The sequence below is a fragment of the Cohnella fermenti genome (genome assembly GCF_004801405.1).
Taxonomy (GTDB): Bacteria; Bacillota; Bacilli; order Paenibacillales; family Paenibacillaceae; genus Cohnella; species Cohnella fermenti.
The window spans coordinates 1-14,227 of sequence record NZ_SSOB01000016.1 but is presented as its reverse complement, the minus strand read 5'-3'; the positions used below and the strand labels follow the sequence as shown (position 1 = coordinate 14,227).

The following is a 14,227-nucleotide window of genomic DNA, read 5'->3' as shown; positions in this document are numbered from 1 at the left end:
CATCTGCATGATCATCTGTATAAAAATCCGCGTGAACCTTCTGCTTACACTTCCAACGTCTCGTTATTCTCGGTATTCGGCTCCGGGTCCGTCTTCTTCTCCGCAGAGAGATTCAGCAGGTGGCCCAGCTTCGTCTTCTTCGTGTTCAGATACCCGGCATTCGACCGGTTCGCCTCGGTCTGGATCGGAACGCGCTCCACGACGTTAAGCCCGTAGCCCTCCAGCCCGCGAATCTTGCGAGGGTTGTTCGTCAGCAGGCGCAGCTTGCGAACGCCCAGATCCTTCAGAATCTGCGCGCCGATTCCATAGTCCCGCAGATCGGGCTTGAAGCCCAGCTTCAGGTTCGCATCTACGGTGTCGAGCCCTTCCTCTTGAAGCTTATAGGCTCTCAGCTTGTTGATCAGGCCGATTCCGCGGCCTTCTTGTCTCATATACAATAACACGCCGCTTCCCTCTTCGTCGATCTGTCTTAAGGCCGCTTCCAATTGAGGCCCGCAGTCGCAGCGATGGGAATGGAACACGTCGCCCGTCAAGCATTCCGAATGAACCCGCACGAGCACCGGCTTCTCCCCGTCGATCGCGCCTTTGACGAAGGCAACGTGCTCCTTCGAATCGACCAGGTTCGTGTAGGCGATCGCGCGGAATTCGCCGAAGTCGGTCGGAATATTCACTTCGACTTCCCGTTTGACGAGCTTCTCCATCTCGTTCCGGTACCGGATCAGCTCTTTGATCGTGATCAGCTTCAGCTCGTGCTGCCGCGTGAATTCGATCAAGTCCGGCAGCCTCGCCATCGTCCCGTCTTCCTTCACGATCTCGCAGATAACCGCAGCCGGGTGGGAATCGCACATCCGCGCGAGGTCGATTGCAGCCTCCGTATGGCCGGAGCGTCGCAGCACGCCGCCATTCTTGGCAATCAGCGGGAAAATATGTCCCGGACGGCGGAAGTCGGAAGGCTTCGCCTCGGGATCGATCAGCCCCCGCACCGTGTCCGCCCGCTCGAAGGCGGAGATGCCCGTCGAGGTCGAGACGTGGTCGACCGATACGGTGAACGCGGTCCCGTGGTAATCGGTGTTATGCGTAACCATCGGCGGCAGGTCCAGTTGCTCGGCTCGCTCTTGCGTGATCGGCACGCACACGAGCCCCCGGCCTTCGGTGATCATGAAGTTGATGATCTCCGGCGTCGCCTTCTCGGCGAGAACGATCAGATCGCCTTCGTTCTCGCGGTCTTCGTCGTCGACGACAACGATCGCCTTGCCCGCCTTGAGGTCCGCAAGCGCGTCCTCGATCCGATCGAATTCGAACTCGGCCGACGACGCGGCGGGCTCTCCCTGTTGTTCGTTCGTGCTCATCGTGATTTCCTCCTCTTGCTCTTGCTGGATTTTGGAGCATATTCGTACGGTTCGCTTGATTCGCTTGTTCTCGTCCCGTTCTTGTTGGCGTTGCCTCTGTTCCTCTATTCTCCTCTATTCGCCGCTGCGGCTCGAGCCCGCCTGTTAGAAACCGAGCTCGCGAAGCTTCGCTTCGGTCAATCCGCCGCTCTTGGCGCCGCTTGGCGCCTGCTCTCGCTCTCCGAATCGCACAGCCAGCAGGTGGTCGACATACTTGCCGAGAATATCGCACTCGATGTTGACCGTATCGCCCGGCTTCTTGCCTCGCAAGGCCGTCTCCTGAAGCGTATGGGGGATGATCGACACGGACAGCGTTCCCGCCTCGCGATCGACGGCGACGACCGTGAGGCTGATGCCGTCCAGCGTCACCGATCCTTGCGGGACGATCTGACGAAGCGTTCCCGCATCATGCGGCTTGACGGTGAAGACGACTGCATTCGCGTCTTCCTTCCGCCCGACGATCGCGCCCGTCCCGTCCGCATGACCTTGGACGATATGGCCGCCGAACCGGCCGCCCGCCAGCATCGCGCGTTCGAGATTGACCGGCTCGCCCGGCTTCAGCTCGCACAGATTCGAGTGCCGGAACGTCTGCGGCATCACATCGGCGTTAAAGCTTCCGCTGTCGCAGGACACGACGGTCAAGCACACGCCGTTCACGGAAATGCTGTCGCCCAGCTTGACGTCCTCGAGAACCTCGGAGGCCGAGATCGTCAAGATCATCGCCTCGCCTCGCCGCTGCACCCGGCGGAGAATGCCAATCTCTTCGATAAGTCCGGTGAACATGGGCCTCAGCCCCCTTCCTGTTCCGGTTCCGGTTCCGGCTTCGCCCGGTTCGACGGATATCCCGTTACGCACCAGTCGCGGCCGTAGGATTCAATCGCGACATCGGTCAGTTCCAGCGCTTCGCCCATCTCCTTCGGTCCCTGCATCGCGAAGACCGGCGGCCCTTCCGAGCCGACGAGCTTCGGCGCGTAGAACAGCATCAGCTTATCGACCAGCCCCGCTTCCAGCAGCGAGCCGTTCAGCGCTCCGCCTCCCTCGACGAGAATGGAGCTGATCTCCTTCTCGCCCAGCTTCCGCAGCGCCAGCTTCAGATCGACGCGCGGCCCCGGGCCGCACACGAGCACTTCGGCGCCTTGCGCTTCGAGCGTGCGGATTCGCTCCTCCGGAGCCCGTTCCGTCGTCAGGAGGACGGTCGGCGCTTCGCCGTTAAGCACTCTCGCTTCCGGCGGCGTGCGCAGCGACGAGTCGACAACGATGCGGATCGGGTGGATGCCCGGTACCGACAGCCTGGTCGTCAGTTCGGAATCGTCGGCCAGGATCGTGCCGACCCCGACCATGATCGCGGCGTGACGATGACGCAGCGTATGGACCGCTTCGCGGGCTTCGGGCCCCGTAACCCAGCGGCTGTGGCCTGTTCGCGTCGCGACGCGGCCGTCCAGCGTTACCGCCGTCTTGACCGTCACGAACGGGAGCTTCGTCAGAATGTACTTGTTGAACACTTCGTTCAGCTTGCGCGATTCTTCCTCAAGCAGACCGACACGCACTTCGATCCCGGCTTCCTCCAGCCGCTTGATCCCTCTTCCCGCGACGAGAGGATTCGGATCGGTCGCCGCGACAACGACCCGCTTGACCCCTTCCTCGATCAACCGCTCGCAGCAAGGAGGCGTTCGCCCGTGATGGCTGCAAGGCTCGAGCGTCACATAGGCCGTCGCTCCCTTCGCCTGGTCGCCCGCCATATTGAGCGCGTGAACCTCGGCATGCCCTTCGCCCCTCTTGAGGTGAGCGCCGATGCCGACGACTCGGCCCTCATTCACGACAACGCAGCCGACGACCGGATTGATGCTCGTCTGTCCCGATGCCGCGGAGGCCGCCTGCAGAGCCAGCTTCATGTAGAATTCGTCGTTCAGAATGTCCAGCTCTCCCACTCCCGTCTTGCCAAAAATAAACACAAAGAAGCCCCTGGAACTTGTCCCGGGGGCTGAGAGTTGCACACAGCGTAAGTCAGGCCTCAAAGCTCCTGCGTCCGTGCACGGAAGACAAACGGCTCGCTTAAAGCCGGACACCGCCGCAATTGGCAGGCCCTGGCGCTAAACGAACGGATGACGAAAGGCGATGCCCTCTGCCGCATCGACGAAGAAGACACGCCACGTTGGCGTATCGGTTCTGTCTCAGGCAGGAGAACATCCGCTCATCACCATCAGCATCGGAATATAAGGAACGGTTCACTTTGTGAAAAAAAGGACAAAGAAGGGGCTAATCCGCCCGGTTCCGGTAAATCCGATGGTCTCGTGCAAGTCGAACGCGGCATGGCCGCGCGCTGCGCTTCCTTCTCCCATCCAGACTGTAACTGTCGGTCCCGGAGTCGCACCGGGTCAACCGCTCTGCCGCTCCGGCGTTCCGGAAGCTGCATCCGCGGGTCACGGACTGACGGCGGACCGATGGTCTGCCGAACACCGTCGGTGGGGAATTACACCCCGCCCCGAAGGTAAGTCGCTTAAATCAAATCTTGCAATGGTTGCCGTTAGCCGCGAGTAGTAGCCCGGAAAGCTAACGTTGATTGGAATACTACCACTCCGCGGCCGAAATTGCAACCGTTTTGGTTGCGTTTCTCATGCGTAAGCGCATCCAATTGATCGATTTAGTCGGAATTGATTTGTTTATGTTTGTGGCTTGTTTTTTTGTGTGCATGGTGTGGGCTGTCGTTGCGGCCAGCAAGCCGATTAATGCCGGGTTGCGATACCTACTCCCGTTGCGAATTCCTCTTCCGGACACTTAATCGTAACCGGTACAGACTCTCACTCGATTCCCATGCCCCGTCATTCCTATGAGTTTTATATGTTTTTTCACATTCGTCCGCGAGAAAATCCACCATTTCGACGCATTTTATGCTAATTTTAGCATTCGTCACGAAGTTTTCTCCCCAGTTGAGCGGTTTTATGTGATTTTTCAGGCTTATTCGCTCAATCTGGGTACAGATCGCGAAATGTAATCGAAATTTCAGGCTTATTCGCTAGATCTGGCTACAGACCGCGAAATGTAATCGAAATTTCAGGCTTATTCGCTCAATCTGGCCGCGGGTCAGGAGTTTCCAGTTCGCCGTTCTGTGCAATTGTAACTTGCTAGATTAAATTCAATTTGTTGCGGGTACTTGTTACGCTTGTCTGGTGCCGATGCTGTTGCGGGTGTTTGATACAATCGCTAGTTGCGGGATATTTGTTGCGGATACTTGTTACGTTTGTCTGGTGCCGATGCTGTTGCGGATGTTTGTTACGGTGTCTGTTCCGGTATAGACTCTCACTCGATTCCCATGCCCCGTTCCTATGAGTTTTATATGTTTTTTCACATTCATCCACGAGAAAACCTACCATTTCGGCGCATTTTATGCTATTTTTAGCATTCATTACGAGGCTTTCTCTCCGACTGAGTGGATTTTATGTGATTTTTCATATTCATTGCAACAATTCATGCGATTTCAGCGAGATGAATGTGATTTTTCACATTCATTCAGCATACCGTACGGAATTTCGTGCAATATTCCTTCCCAGACTCCGCCCCTGCCCCCTGCCCGGAAGGCGCACCTGAATCCGCAGAGAATTCGATCGCATCCGAACGCAACGAAGAGCCCCCCATCCAACAAAAATGGATTGAGGGGCATCTTCTGCCCGGTCGTCAGCTCCTATTCGAGCTATTCCCGATTATTCTTCCCACACCTTGACTTCGCTCATCTTGCTGCCGCCCTTAAGCGCGTCGACATGCTCCATGCCGCCGGTCACCTTGCCGAACACCGTGTGCACGCCGTCCAGGTGCGGCTGCGGAGCGTACGTGATGTAGAACTGGCTGCCGCCCGTGTTCGGACCGCGGTGAGCCATGGCGAGAGCGCCGCGCTCGTGCTTGTTCGGGTTGATCTCGCACTTGATCTCGTAGCCGGGGCCGCCCGTGCCGTTGCCGTTCGGGCAGCCGCCCTGCGCGACGAAGCCCGGGATGACGCGGTGGAACGTCACGCCGTTGTAGAAGCCGCTATTCGCCAGCTTCTCGAAGTTCGCTACCGTACCCGGAGCATCCTTATCATAAAATTCAATCTCAATCACATTGCCGTTCTCAAGCGTAATCGTGCCTTTCTTCATTCCAGTCACCTCATGAGCGTATAGGATTAGCGGCCGTGATGCGGCCCGATTCCGTTCGCGCTTTAGTTCGCGACGCCTTGCTTGCGCAGGCGCGCCGGGATCAGGTCGTTGCCTACGATATTATCATAAGACTCACGGGCAACCACGAGGTCGGCCTGTCCGTCGCGGACGAAGACGACCGCCGGACGGCGAATCCGGTTGTAGTTGCTTGCCATGGCATAATTGTACGCTCCCGTGCAGAAGACCGCAAGCAGGTCGCCCGATTGCACCTTCGGCAGGTTCAGGTCCCAGATCAGCATGTCGCCGCTCTCGCAGCACTTGCCGGCGATGGAGACGACTTCCTCGGCCGTCTCCTTCGCGCGATTCGCGAGCACCGCTTCATACTTCGACTCGTAGAGCGCAGGACGAGGGTTGTCGGTCATGCCGCCGTCGACGGCGACGTACTTGCGCACGCCCGGGATGTCCTTGCTCGTGCCGACCGTGTACAGCGTCGTGCCGGCATCGCCGACGATGCTGCGGCCCGGCTCGACCCAGATCTCCGGCAGCGGGTAGTCCGCTGCGGTGAACTCGCCGATGATCGCGTCGGTGATCGCCTTGACGTACGTACCGAGCGGAAGCGGCTTGTCGCCTTCCACATAGCGGATGCCGAAGCCGCCGCCCAGGTTGATGACCGGGAACGTCGCTTCGAGCTTGGCCCGCACCTCGATCGAGAACGCGGCGACCTTCTCGACGGCCATGCGGAAGCCTTCAACCTCGAAGATCTGCGAACCGATGTGCGAGTGAACGCCAAGCAGCTTAAGCTGCGGCAGGCCGAGCGCCGTCTTGACCGCTTCGAACGCCGTGCCGTTGCCGATATCGAAGCCGAACTTCGAATCCTGCTGGCCGGTGGAGATGTAATCGTGCGTATGGGCTTCGACGCCCGGAGTGACGCGCAGCAGGATGTTGACCTGCTTGCCGTGGTCGGCGGCAATCGCGTTCAGAAGCTGCAGCTCGACGAAGTTGTCGACGACGAAGCAGCCGATGTTCGCTTTAAGCGCCATCTCGATCTCTTCCGGCGTCTTGTTGTTGCCGTGGAAGTGGATGCGTTCCGCCGGGAAGCCGGCTTGCAGTGCCGTGTACAGCTCGCCGTCGGAGACGACATCGAGGCTCATGCCTTCTTCTTCGGCCAGGCGGCACATTGCCATGACGCAGAACGCCTTGGACGCGTAAGCGACTTGGAAGCGCAGCCCCGTCTCGCGGAATGCGGCCACGTATTCCTGCGCGCGCTGGCGCACAAGCGCCTCGTCGACGATATAAAGCGGAGTGCCGAACTCCTTCGCGAGATCGGTGACGTCGCAGCCTCCGATCTCCAGATGTCCCTTGTCGTTAATGCGGCTCGTACCATGCAAATACATTCTTGTTATCTCCTTTGGCGAATAAGATCGGATTCGTGTCGACCGCAGTGAGTCACGGTCCGGTTGTGCGCAAGATATTCCCTAGTATATCCGATCCGACTCGCGCGGGAAATGGAGGATTTGCAAGAACATTTGCATTCGTTTCTTTGAACATCCGTTCCAATCTCGGTTAACTGCCGGCTCCCGCTTCGCCGCCCCGGTGCCCGAACGGCTGCTTGCGGTTCTGCTTCGGGCGGTTGATTGACGGACGGTAGCGGTTCTTGGGCAACGGTCGGCGCAGCAGAATCGCCAGCATCGCTCCCGCATTAAACGGAATCAGCGGCCACAGGTACGGCGAATTGAACGAGCGCGTCAAGGCCAGCCAGATGAAGATAACCGTCGCCGCGACGACCAGCCCGGGCGCCTGGAAGGCGAACGCGGCCAGCAGCAGCACCAGACGCACGATCCGATTGGCAAGGCCGAGCTCATAGCTGGGCGTGGCGAACATGCCGATTGCAGCGACCGCCATGTACAGGATGACCTCGTTGATGAACAAGCCCGTCTTGACGGCGATGTCGCCGACGAGAATCGCGGAGACGAGCGACATGGCGGTCACGAGCGGGGACGGCGTATGGACCGCGGCCAGCCGCATCAGATCGACCCCGATCTCCACCATCAAGAACTGGAGAATGAGCGGCAGATCGCCCGTCTTATCCGCCCCGAGGAACCAGAGCCAGTGCGGCCGCAGCTCCGGATTCTCGGCGAACAGGAACCAGAGCGGGAGCAGGAAGATCGAAGACAATATGCCGAAAAAACGGACCCAGCGCAAGTAAGTCCCGATAAAGGCGTTCTGCCTGTTCTCTTCCGCGTGCTGCACCAGATCGAAGAACGTCGTCGGCAGCAGAATCACGCTGGGCGACGTGTCCACGACAACCGTAACGCTTCCGTTCATCAGGTGCGAAGCGACGACGTCCGGCCGTTCGGAATACCGAACGAGCGGGAACGGGTTCCAGTCGGTCTTGACGGTCATCTCCTCAAGCTGCTTGTCGCCGAGCGGAATGCCGTCGATGTTGACCGCCTGGATCTTGTCCCGCAGCGCCTCGACGAGCTTGGCGTCGGCGATGTCCTCGACGTAGCCGATCGCGACATCCGTCTGCGTCCGGGTGCCGACCTTCAGAATCTCGAAGCGGAGATGCGGATCGCGCAGCCTTCGGCGAATGAGCGCCACATTCGTCAGCAGCGTCTCCGTGAAGCCGTCCTTGCTCCCCCGGACAACCTTCTCGAGCACCGGCTCGTCCGGCGTGCGAGCGGGGTACTGCTTCGCATCGATGATCAGGGCGGCGCTCTCCCCATCGACATAGAACGCCGTGTTGCCGATCATTACTTCCTCGATCAGCTTCGACATCGACCTCGTCACCGTCACCTGAATCGCCGGAAGATAGAACTCGAAGAACGTCTTGAGCGCGCTGCTGCCGTGCCGGAACGATTCCGGATCGAGCTGGCTCAGCCGCTTGAGAATCTCCGTCAAGGCCGTATCCTTCGCGAAGGGACTAAGGAACAGAATCCCTGTCCGCTTATGCCCGAACGTCATCTGCCGGACCTGCACATCGAAGCTGGTATCCAGGCCGCTCTCCTTCTTCAGCTTCTCGAGCCATTCGTCGATCCGGTCCGGAATGCGATCCTCCGGCTTGACCTCGCCGTCGCCGCCGGCGCTGAAGCTGCCAGGCTCCGCCTTGGCGTCCTCCTCGCGCCTCCCATCTTGTGCGTGCCCCTTATGCCTCTCCGCCCGCTCATTGTCTCGTTCCCGGCCCCGCTGCTTCCCCCGTCCCCGTTCCTCGTCGATCTCCCGCCGCCGCTCCTGTCCTCGATCTCCATCCGTTCTCTGATCCCATACCCGATTCTCATCTCCCCGATCCTCATCCGCTCCCCGTTCCCAATCCCGCCCCTCATGCACGCTCCGTTCCCAATCCCGCCCCTCATGCGCGCTCCGTTCCCAATCCAGATCCCCATTCCCACTTCGTTCCCAGTCCGGTTCCCCATCCGCTCTCCGTTCCGAATCTCTCCCCTGCTCCCGGCCTCGTTCCTCTTCATCCCCTCGTTCCGGTCCCCGCTCCCGTACGCGCTCCCAATCCCGTTCCCGCTCCAGCCCGCTCGCCCATTCCCGCTCCAGCTCCCGTTCCGCGCGCAGGCGGCTCTCCCGTTCCGATCGCTCCTTCGCTTCGCGTTTCCTCGGCGCGCCGATCGGCTTCGGAATGACCATTCCGTGCTCGTTGCGCCCCTCCTCGCCATGCTCATGCAGGTCCACGGCCCCGTGACGGTTGTTGTCCTCCGCGGACAGGTCCATGCTTCCACGCTCGTTCGTCTCCATGTACGATCTCCTCCTTGGTGTTCGCTATCTAGGTTGCAATATGAGCCAATCCACGAGAGATCCGGTCGTCTTGCCGAGAACCAGCGCAATGAGCAGCGCGAACAGGTATCGCTTGAGCCCGAGCTGCTTCGTCAGAATCGGGATCACGTTCAGAACTTCCGTCAGCGCGGCCGACATCATGCCGACGAACACCCCTTGCAGAACGGCGGGCACGAGCAGCACCGCCTTCGGCAGCGCGAACGTCCAGCCGAAGAAGTCCGCGCAGCACCAATACACCGCCCCCGCCAGAAGCGCGGATTCGAACACCTCGGAGCGCCGATGCGCCCTCGTGATCTGCACGAGCCGGGGGATCAGGTCAAGCACGATGAGCAGCGCGATGAACGCGCTCCCCACCGCGAACCCTCCGGCCAGCGCGACGAGAACGACAAGCGTCAGCCCGACCGCCCCCATCATATCGGACCTCCCGGCTCCCGCTCCTGCTTCTTGCGGAATTCGTCCGTGATGACGTAATGGTTGACGTTCTCCTGGTACATGAACATCTCCACCTCGAGCGGATTGGGCTCGTCGCTTCTCCGCTTGCGGAACAGCCGATTGAAGAACAGCAGCATGCCGAGCCCGACGCCGATCGAATACGGAATCTGGAACAGCCACGGATGCCGGTCGCCGCTTCCGGTGAGCAGCTCGACGACCCGCCGCTGCACCTCGGGCATGTTCACGTCCGCATGGAAGTTGACGATCGTCATGCCGGACCCGAAGAACAGCAGCAGCCACGCAAGCGCAAGCGCGATCTTCCGCGGCTTCTGCTGCCCGCTCTTCGTAACCTCGACGAGCACGTGCGGCTCCCCGTACGTCTCGATCGCAACGCCCGGCGCCGCCTGCCGGATGCAGCGCACGATGTGCAGCATATCGACGATCAGCCGGTCGCCGTCGTTCGGCCGCACCCGAAGGAGCGAGAGCGCCGCAAGCTTCCGCTCCAGCTCGGGCTCCGCGACGATTCGCGCGATGTCCCCCAGCCGCACCTCGGCTCCTTGCTTGATGACAATTCTGCGCTTAAGACGCAAGTAGACGGTCGTCTCCATCCGCTCCGCTCCCCTCTTCGGCGCGATCCGCGATCGCGATTGTTCCATTGCCGCCGCTTCGGCCCATCCTTGCCAGTAGTATGAAGCAAACAGAGCTGCCGTACTCCGGCAAAAATCAACAAAAAACCGTCCGGTCCAAGCTCCCGAAGGAACCCGGACCGAACGGCCGGCCGCTCATTGCGCGATCTGTTCTTTGATGCTCTGCAGTATTTTTTTCTCAAGGCGGCTGACCTGAACCTGCGAGATTCCGAGCCGGCTGGCCACCTCGGACTGCGTCTGGTCGCGGAAGTACCTTAAGAACACGATAAGCCTCTCGCGCTCGCTCAAGCCTTGTATCGCTTGCGTCAACGCCAGCTTGTCGAACCACTTCTCCTGCGTGTCGTCCGCGATCTGGTCCATCAGCGTAATCGGATCGCCGTCGTTCTCGAACACCGTCTCGTGGATGGACGTCGGCGGCTTGTTCGCCTCCTGGGCGAACACGATCTCTTCCGGCGTCACCCCAAGCTCCTCCGCCACCTCGCCGATTGTCGGCTGCCGTCCGTTGCGCTTGGACAGCTCGTCCTTCGCCTTGCGGACCCGGTTCGCCATCTCCTTCAGCGAGCGGCTCACCTTAAGTGTCCCGTCATCCCGCAGGAACCGCTGGATCTCCCCGATGATCATCGGCACGGCGTACGTCGAGAACTTCACGTCGTAGCTGAGATCGAACTTGTCGACCGCCTTCAGCAGGCCGATGCACCCGATCTGGAACAGGTCCTCCGAGTCGTATCCCCTTCCCGAGAAGCGCTGGACGACGGACCAGACGAGCCGAATGTTGCTGGAGACAAGCGTGTCGCGAGCCGTTCCGTCGCCGGATTGGCTGAGCGCGATCAGACGCTTGACTTCGGAATCGTCCAGATATCCTTGCGGCGACGTTCGCTTCCATTCGATTTCCATTGCTCCAACCCCTGCCGCGCGGTATTTAGTTGAACAGCGCCTTCTTGGATTCGATGCGTTTTTTCATGCGAAGACGGGTGCCCTTGCCGGGTTCGCTGCTGACATCCAGCTCATCCATGAAATTCTCGATAATCGTGAAGCCCATGCCGCTGCGCTCCAGCTCCGGACGCGACGTATAGAGCGGCTGGCGGGCCAGGTCGATGTCCTCGATGCCGCGGCCTTCGTCCGACACGGTGATCGTCACCGTATCCCCGTCGATCTCGGCCTCGAGCAGCACGACGCCTTCCGGCTTGTTCTCGTAGCCGTGAATGATCGAATTCGTCACCGCCTCCGACACGACGGTCTTGATGTCGTTCAGCAGATCCAGCGTCGGGTCCATCTGGGAGACGAACGCGGCCACCGCCACGCGGGCGAAGCCCTCGTTCTGCGAACGGCTGGCGAAGCTCAGCTTCATGAAGTTGCTTGCACTCATGATACGACCTCCAATCCGGCCAGAGCCGACCGCTCGGTCTCGTAGAACGACATGATCTTGAACAAGCCGGACAGCTCGAACAGCCGCTTCACTCCCGCATGCACGTCGCAGACGACCATTTTGCCCCCGCGGCCCTTGATCAGCTTGTATCTTCCGAGGATAACCCCCAGACCCGAGCTGTCCATGAACTGCAAGTCTTTGAGGCTCAGAACGACATGATCCACACGGCCTCTCAGAATCGCATCCTCCATCTTGAAGCGGACGATATCCGCCGTATGATGGTCCAATTCCCCTCTCAATCTGACAACCAGCACGTTCCGATGCTGCTCCAATTCCACCTGCAAGCTCACGCCGATCCCTCCCCATCATGTACCAACGGCGGTGCAACGCCTCCGGCTTACCGTTATCTCAATTCTACGAAGCCGAATTCCATTCCTGCCCCCCGACAAAACTAGAAGCTAGCCCCTTCCCCCCGACAAAATACAGCAAAGAGGCGCGGTTGACGCCTCTTGCCGTTCGCCGCCGAATCCCGAACGGTTGCCGGATCAGTCAGCTCTTATTCGTTCAGGAACAGCTTGCCCGTCGAGCGCTTGAACAGCTTCCACCAACCGGCGCGGTCCACGGATGCCGGCGCTTCGATCGGGAACTCGTTCATCACGTCGCCGCCGCGATACACGATCAGCTTGCCGACTTGCTGGCCCGCCTTGACCGGCGCCTCCACCTTCTTGTCGAGCACCAGCTCATGCCGGATGTCTCCCTTCGCGTCGCCCTTGCGGACAAGCACGCTGTACGAGTGCTTCGCGACGATCGGCAGCTTGGCCACGGCTCCCTTCTGCACTTGCAGCGTGCCGATCGTGTCGCCCTTCTTGTAGATCGGAACGTTCGTGAACTGCGCGAACGCGTAATCGAACAGCTTCGACACCTCGGCATTGCGCGTCTTCGTGTTCGGTTCCCCCATCACGACGGCGATCAGCCGCAGATTGTCGCGTTTGGCCGTGGCGGACAAGCAGAACTTCGCTTCCCCGGTGTAGCCCGTCTTCAGCCCGTCCGCGCCGGTGTAGAACCGCACCAGCTTGTTCGTGTTGACGAGCCAGAACGGCTTCGGCTGATCCTTGCGCAGATAGTCCTGGTAGAGTCCCGTATACTTCGTAATCTCTTCGTGCTTCAGCAGCTCCCGGCTCATGAGCGCGATGTCCCTGGCGGACGAGACGTGCCCCTGTGCCGGCAAGCCGTTGCAGTTGACGAAGTGTGTGCTGGTCATGCCGAGCTCCTTCGCCTTCGCGTTCATCCGCTTGACGAATTCCTCCTCGCTGCCGGCCAGCTTCTCCGCCAGGGCGACCGATGCGTCGTTGCCGGAGGCGAGCGCCACTCCCTTCAGCATGTCCTCGACCGTCATCTGCTCGCCGGGCTCGAGGAAGATCTGCGAGCCCCCCATCGACGCCGCGTATTCGCTCGCCTGCACCTTGTCCGTCAGCTTGATCGAGCCTTCGTCGAGCGCCTCCATCACGAGCAGCATCGTCATGATTTTGGTAATGCTGGCCGGAGGCAATGCAGCCGTGCTGTTCTTCTCGAAGATGACCGTGCCGCTGTCCGCATCCATCAGAATGGCGGAACGGGCGGAGCCGGTCAGATCGGTCTGCGGAGCGGCGGACTTGGACGGCGGCGTAGCTTCCTCCGCGTGGGCGGGAGCTTGGACGGCCGAAGCCGCGAGCGCGAAGGTCAGGGCAGCGATCGTCAGAGGACGGGCCCATCTGCGGTGTCTCTTGTTGTGCATGGGTGTTCGATTTTCCCCTCTCCAGATGCCGGTAAGGCAGGCTATGGTGTCTTCTTCTCTCTATTGTTCCCTGGGGAAAAACAAAATATTCCACGTTCCCCATGCTTCCGCGGCTTCCGGCGCTTAAGGCTCCCCTCGTTCGTTCTCCGCCGCTCCATCCGCCATTTGCCGCTCATTGCCTTATGTAAACGGTTGCTTTTCTGCAAATAATCATTTTTTTCAACATTATTTTACATACACCTGACATACCTACTTCCATCCATTTACTTTCAGCGTGTATACTGACAAAAAAAGAGAGAAAATATGGAGAGGAGCCTGCATATGGAGAGTTTATCGACGGTTGAGATTTCCCTGGCGGCAATGGATTGGAGGAGCGAATTCGATCTGGAACGGCTGGGAGCCTCCATTGAATCGCAGCAGATCCCGCAGTGCAGCATCGACCGGATGACAACCCTCGGCTACACGCAGCTCCGAAGCTTGCAGGACGAACTGGCGGACCTGGTCGGCGAACTCGAGCAGTTCCTGGAACACAGAGGCATCCGCGTGATCCGCACGATTGCCGCCGCATAAGCCGCCGGAAGACAACAATCATAACCACCCGTCCAACGGGTGGTTTGCTCTTGGGGTATAACCCCTTGTTGCCAAACTGCGCCTAAAGACGCCAGCCTGACAACAAGGTTGTTCAGGCTCAGGGTAATTTGTCACCTTCACGT

The 14,227-nt window shown here is 59.9% G+C and carries 13 protein-coding genes and 1 riboswitch; of the genes, 1 reads left to right on the top strand and 12 read right to left on the bottom strand.

The window, feature by feature from the left end:
- Positions 1-44 precede the first annotated feature (44 nt).
- The 12 genes from E6C55_RS13990 to E6C55_RS13930 form a co-directional block, all read right to left on the bottom strand.
- Positions 45-1,349, bottom strand: a complete 1,305-nt coding sequence (locus tag E6C55_RS13990; protein ID WP_136370421.1) for a bifunctional 3,4-dihydroxy-2-butanone-4-phosphate synthase/GTP cyclohydrolase II — start codon at positions 1,347-1,349, stop codon at positions 45-47.
- 144 nt (positions 1,350-1,493) lie between these two features.
- On the bottom strand, positions 1,494-2,171 hold the full coding sequence (locus E6C55_RS13985) for a riboflavin synthase (protein WP_136370420.1): 678 nt from the start codon (positions 2,169-2,171) through the stop codon (positions 1,494-1,496).
- Between the two features lie 5 nt (positions 2,172-2,176).
- The gene (ribD, locus tag E6C55_RS13980; protein WP_136370568.1) at positions 2,177-3,280 is read right to left on the bottom strand and encodes a bifunctional diaminohydroxyphosphoribosylaminopyrimidine deaminase/5-amino-6-(5-phosphoribosylamino)uracil reductase RibD; all 1,104 of its coding nucleotides are present in this window, start codon (positions 3,278-3,280) and stop codon (positions 2,177-2,179) included.
- A 431-nt stretch (positions 3,281-3,711) separates the two neighbouring features.
- Positions 3,712-3,882, bottom strand: a riboswitch (FMN riboswitch).
- 1,204 nt (positions 3,883-5,086) lie between these two features.
- Positions 5,087-5,515, bottom strand: coding sequence for a peptidylprolyl isomerase (locus tag E6C55_RS13975; protein ID WP_136370419.1), 429 nt, complete (start codon positions 5,513-5,515; stop codon positions 5,087-5,089).
- A gap of 62 nt (positions 5,516-5,577) precedes the next feature.
- On the bottom strand, positions 5,578-6,909 hold the full coding sequence (gene lysA / locus E6C55_RS13970) for a diaminopimelate decarboxylase (protein WP_136370418.1): 1,332 nt from the start codon (positions 6,907-6,909) through the stop codon (positions 5,578-5,580).
- Positions 6,910-7,078: 169 nt separating this feature from the next.
- Entirely contained in the window at positions 7,079-9,256 is a 2,178-nt protein-coding gene (locus tag E6C55_RS13965) for a spore germination protein (protein WP_230986682.1), read from the bottom strand.
- A gap of 24 nt (positions 9,257-9,280) precedes the next feature.
- Positions 9,281-9,709 carry a stage V sporulation protein AB gene (locus tag E6C55_RS13955; RefSeq protein ID WP_230986681.1) on the bottom strand — a complete coding sequence of 143 codons (429 nt, stop codon included), beginning with the start codon at positions 9,707-9,709 and terminating at the stop codon, positions 9,281-9,283.
- Positions 9,706-10,383, bottom strand: coding sequence for a stage V sporulation protein AA (locus tag E6C55_RS13950; RefSeq protein WP_230986680.1), 678 nt, complete (start codon positions 10,381-10,383; stop codon positions 9,706-9,708). The genes E6C55_RS13955 and E6C55_RS13950 overlap by 4 nt, the downstream gene beginning before the upstream one ends.
- Before the next feature lie 126 nt (positions 10,384-10,509).
- A complete protein-coding gene (sigF, locus tag E6C55_RS13945; protein WP_136370417.1) occupies positions 10,510-11,268 on the bottom strand; it encodes an RNA polymerase sporulation sigma factor SigF in 759 nt (252 codons plus the stop codon).
- A gap of 25 nt (positions 11,269-11,293) precedes the next feature.
- Positions 11,294-11,740 (bottom strand): anti-sigma F factor, encoded by a 447-nt coding sequence (spoIIAB, locus tag E6C55_RS13940; RefSeq protein ID WP_136370416.1) that lies wholly within the window; start codon positions 11,738-11,740, stop codon positions 11,294-11,296.
- Positions 11,737-12,090: an anti-sigma F factor antagonist gene (gene spoIIAA / locus E6C55_RS13935; RefSeq protein WP_136370415.1), complete on the bottom strand. Its 354-nt coding sequence runs from the start codon at positions 12,088-12,090 to the stop codon at positions 11,737-11,739. The genes spoIIAB and spoIIAA overlap by 4 nt, the downstream gene beginning before the upstream one ends.
- Positions 12,091-12,296: 206 nt before the next feature.
- Positions 12,297-13,514, bottom strand: a complete 1,218-nt coding sequence (locus E6C55_RS13930; protein ID WP_136370414.1) for a D-alanyl-D-alanine carboxypeptidase family protein — start codon at positions 13,512-13,514, stop codon at positions 12,297-12,299.
- A gap of 321 nt (positions 13,515-13,835) precedes the next feature.
- Between E6C55_RS13930 and E6C55_RS13925 the strand changes: the two genes are divergently transcribed.
- Positions 13,836-14,084, top strand: coding sequence for a hypothetical protein (locus E6C55_RS13925; RefSeq protein ID WP_136370413.1), 249 nt, complete (start codon positions 13,836-13,838; stop codon positions 14,082-14,084).
- The last annotated feature ends 143 nt before the right edge of the window (positions 14,085-14,227 follow it).

Excerpts from the sequence above, each read along its gene's own strand:
- ribD (WP_136370568.1), bottom strand. The coding sequence starts at position 3,280 with ATGAAGCTGGCTCTGCAGGCGGCCTCCGCGGCATCGGGACAGACGAGC.
- E6C55_RS13965 (WP_230986682.1), bottom strand. The coding sequence starts at position 9,256 with ATGGAGACGAACGAGCGTGGAAGCATGGACCTGTCCGCGGAGGACAAC.
- E6C55_RS13925 (WP_136370413.1), top strand. The coding sequence starts at position 13,836 with ATGGAGAGTTTATCGACGGTTGAGATTTCCCTGGCGGCAATGGATTGG.
- sigF (WP_136370417.1), bottom strand. The coding sequence starts at position 11,268 with ATGGAAATCGAATGGAAGCGAACGTCGCCGCAAGGATATCTGGACGAT.
- spoIIAB (WP_136370416.1), bottom strand. The coding sequence starts at position 11,740 with ATGAGTGCAAGCAACTTCATGAAGCTGAGCTTCGCCAGCCGTTCGCAG.
- E6C55_RS13950 (WP_230986680.1), bottom strand. The coding sequence starts at position 10,383 with ATGGAACAATCGCGATCGCGGATCGCGCCGAAGAGGGGAGCGGAGCGG.
- E6C55_RS13930 (WP_136370414.1), bottom strand. The coding sequence starts at position 13,514 with ATGCACAACAAGAGACACCGCAGATGGGCCCGTCCTCTGACGATCGCT.
- E6C55_RS13990 (WP_136370421.1), bottom strand. The coding sequence starts at position 1,349 with ATGAGCACGAACGAACAACAGGGAGAGCCCGCCGCGTCGTCGGCCGAG.
- lysA (WP_136370418.1), bottom strand. The coding sequence starts at position 6,909 with ATGTATTTGCATGGTACGAGCCGCATTAACGACAAGGGACATCTGGAG.
- E6C55_RS13955 (WP_230986681.1), bottom strand. The coding sequence starts at position 9,709 with ATGATGGGGGCGGTCGGGCTGACGCTTGTCGTTCTCGTCGCGCTGGCC.
- E6C55_RS13975 (WP_136370419.1), bottom strand. The coding sequence starts at position 5,515 with ATGAAGAAAGGCACGATTACGCTTGAGAACGGCAATGTGATTGAGATT.
- E6C55_RS13985 (WP_136370420.1), bottom strand. The coding sequence starts at position 2,171 with ATGTTCACCGGACTTATCGAAGAGATTGGCATTCTCCGCCGGGTGCAG.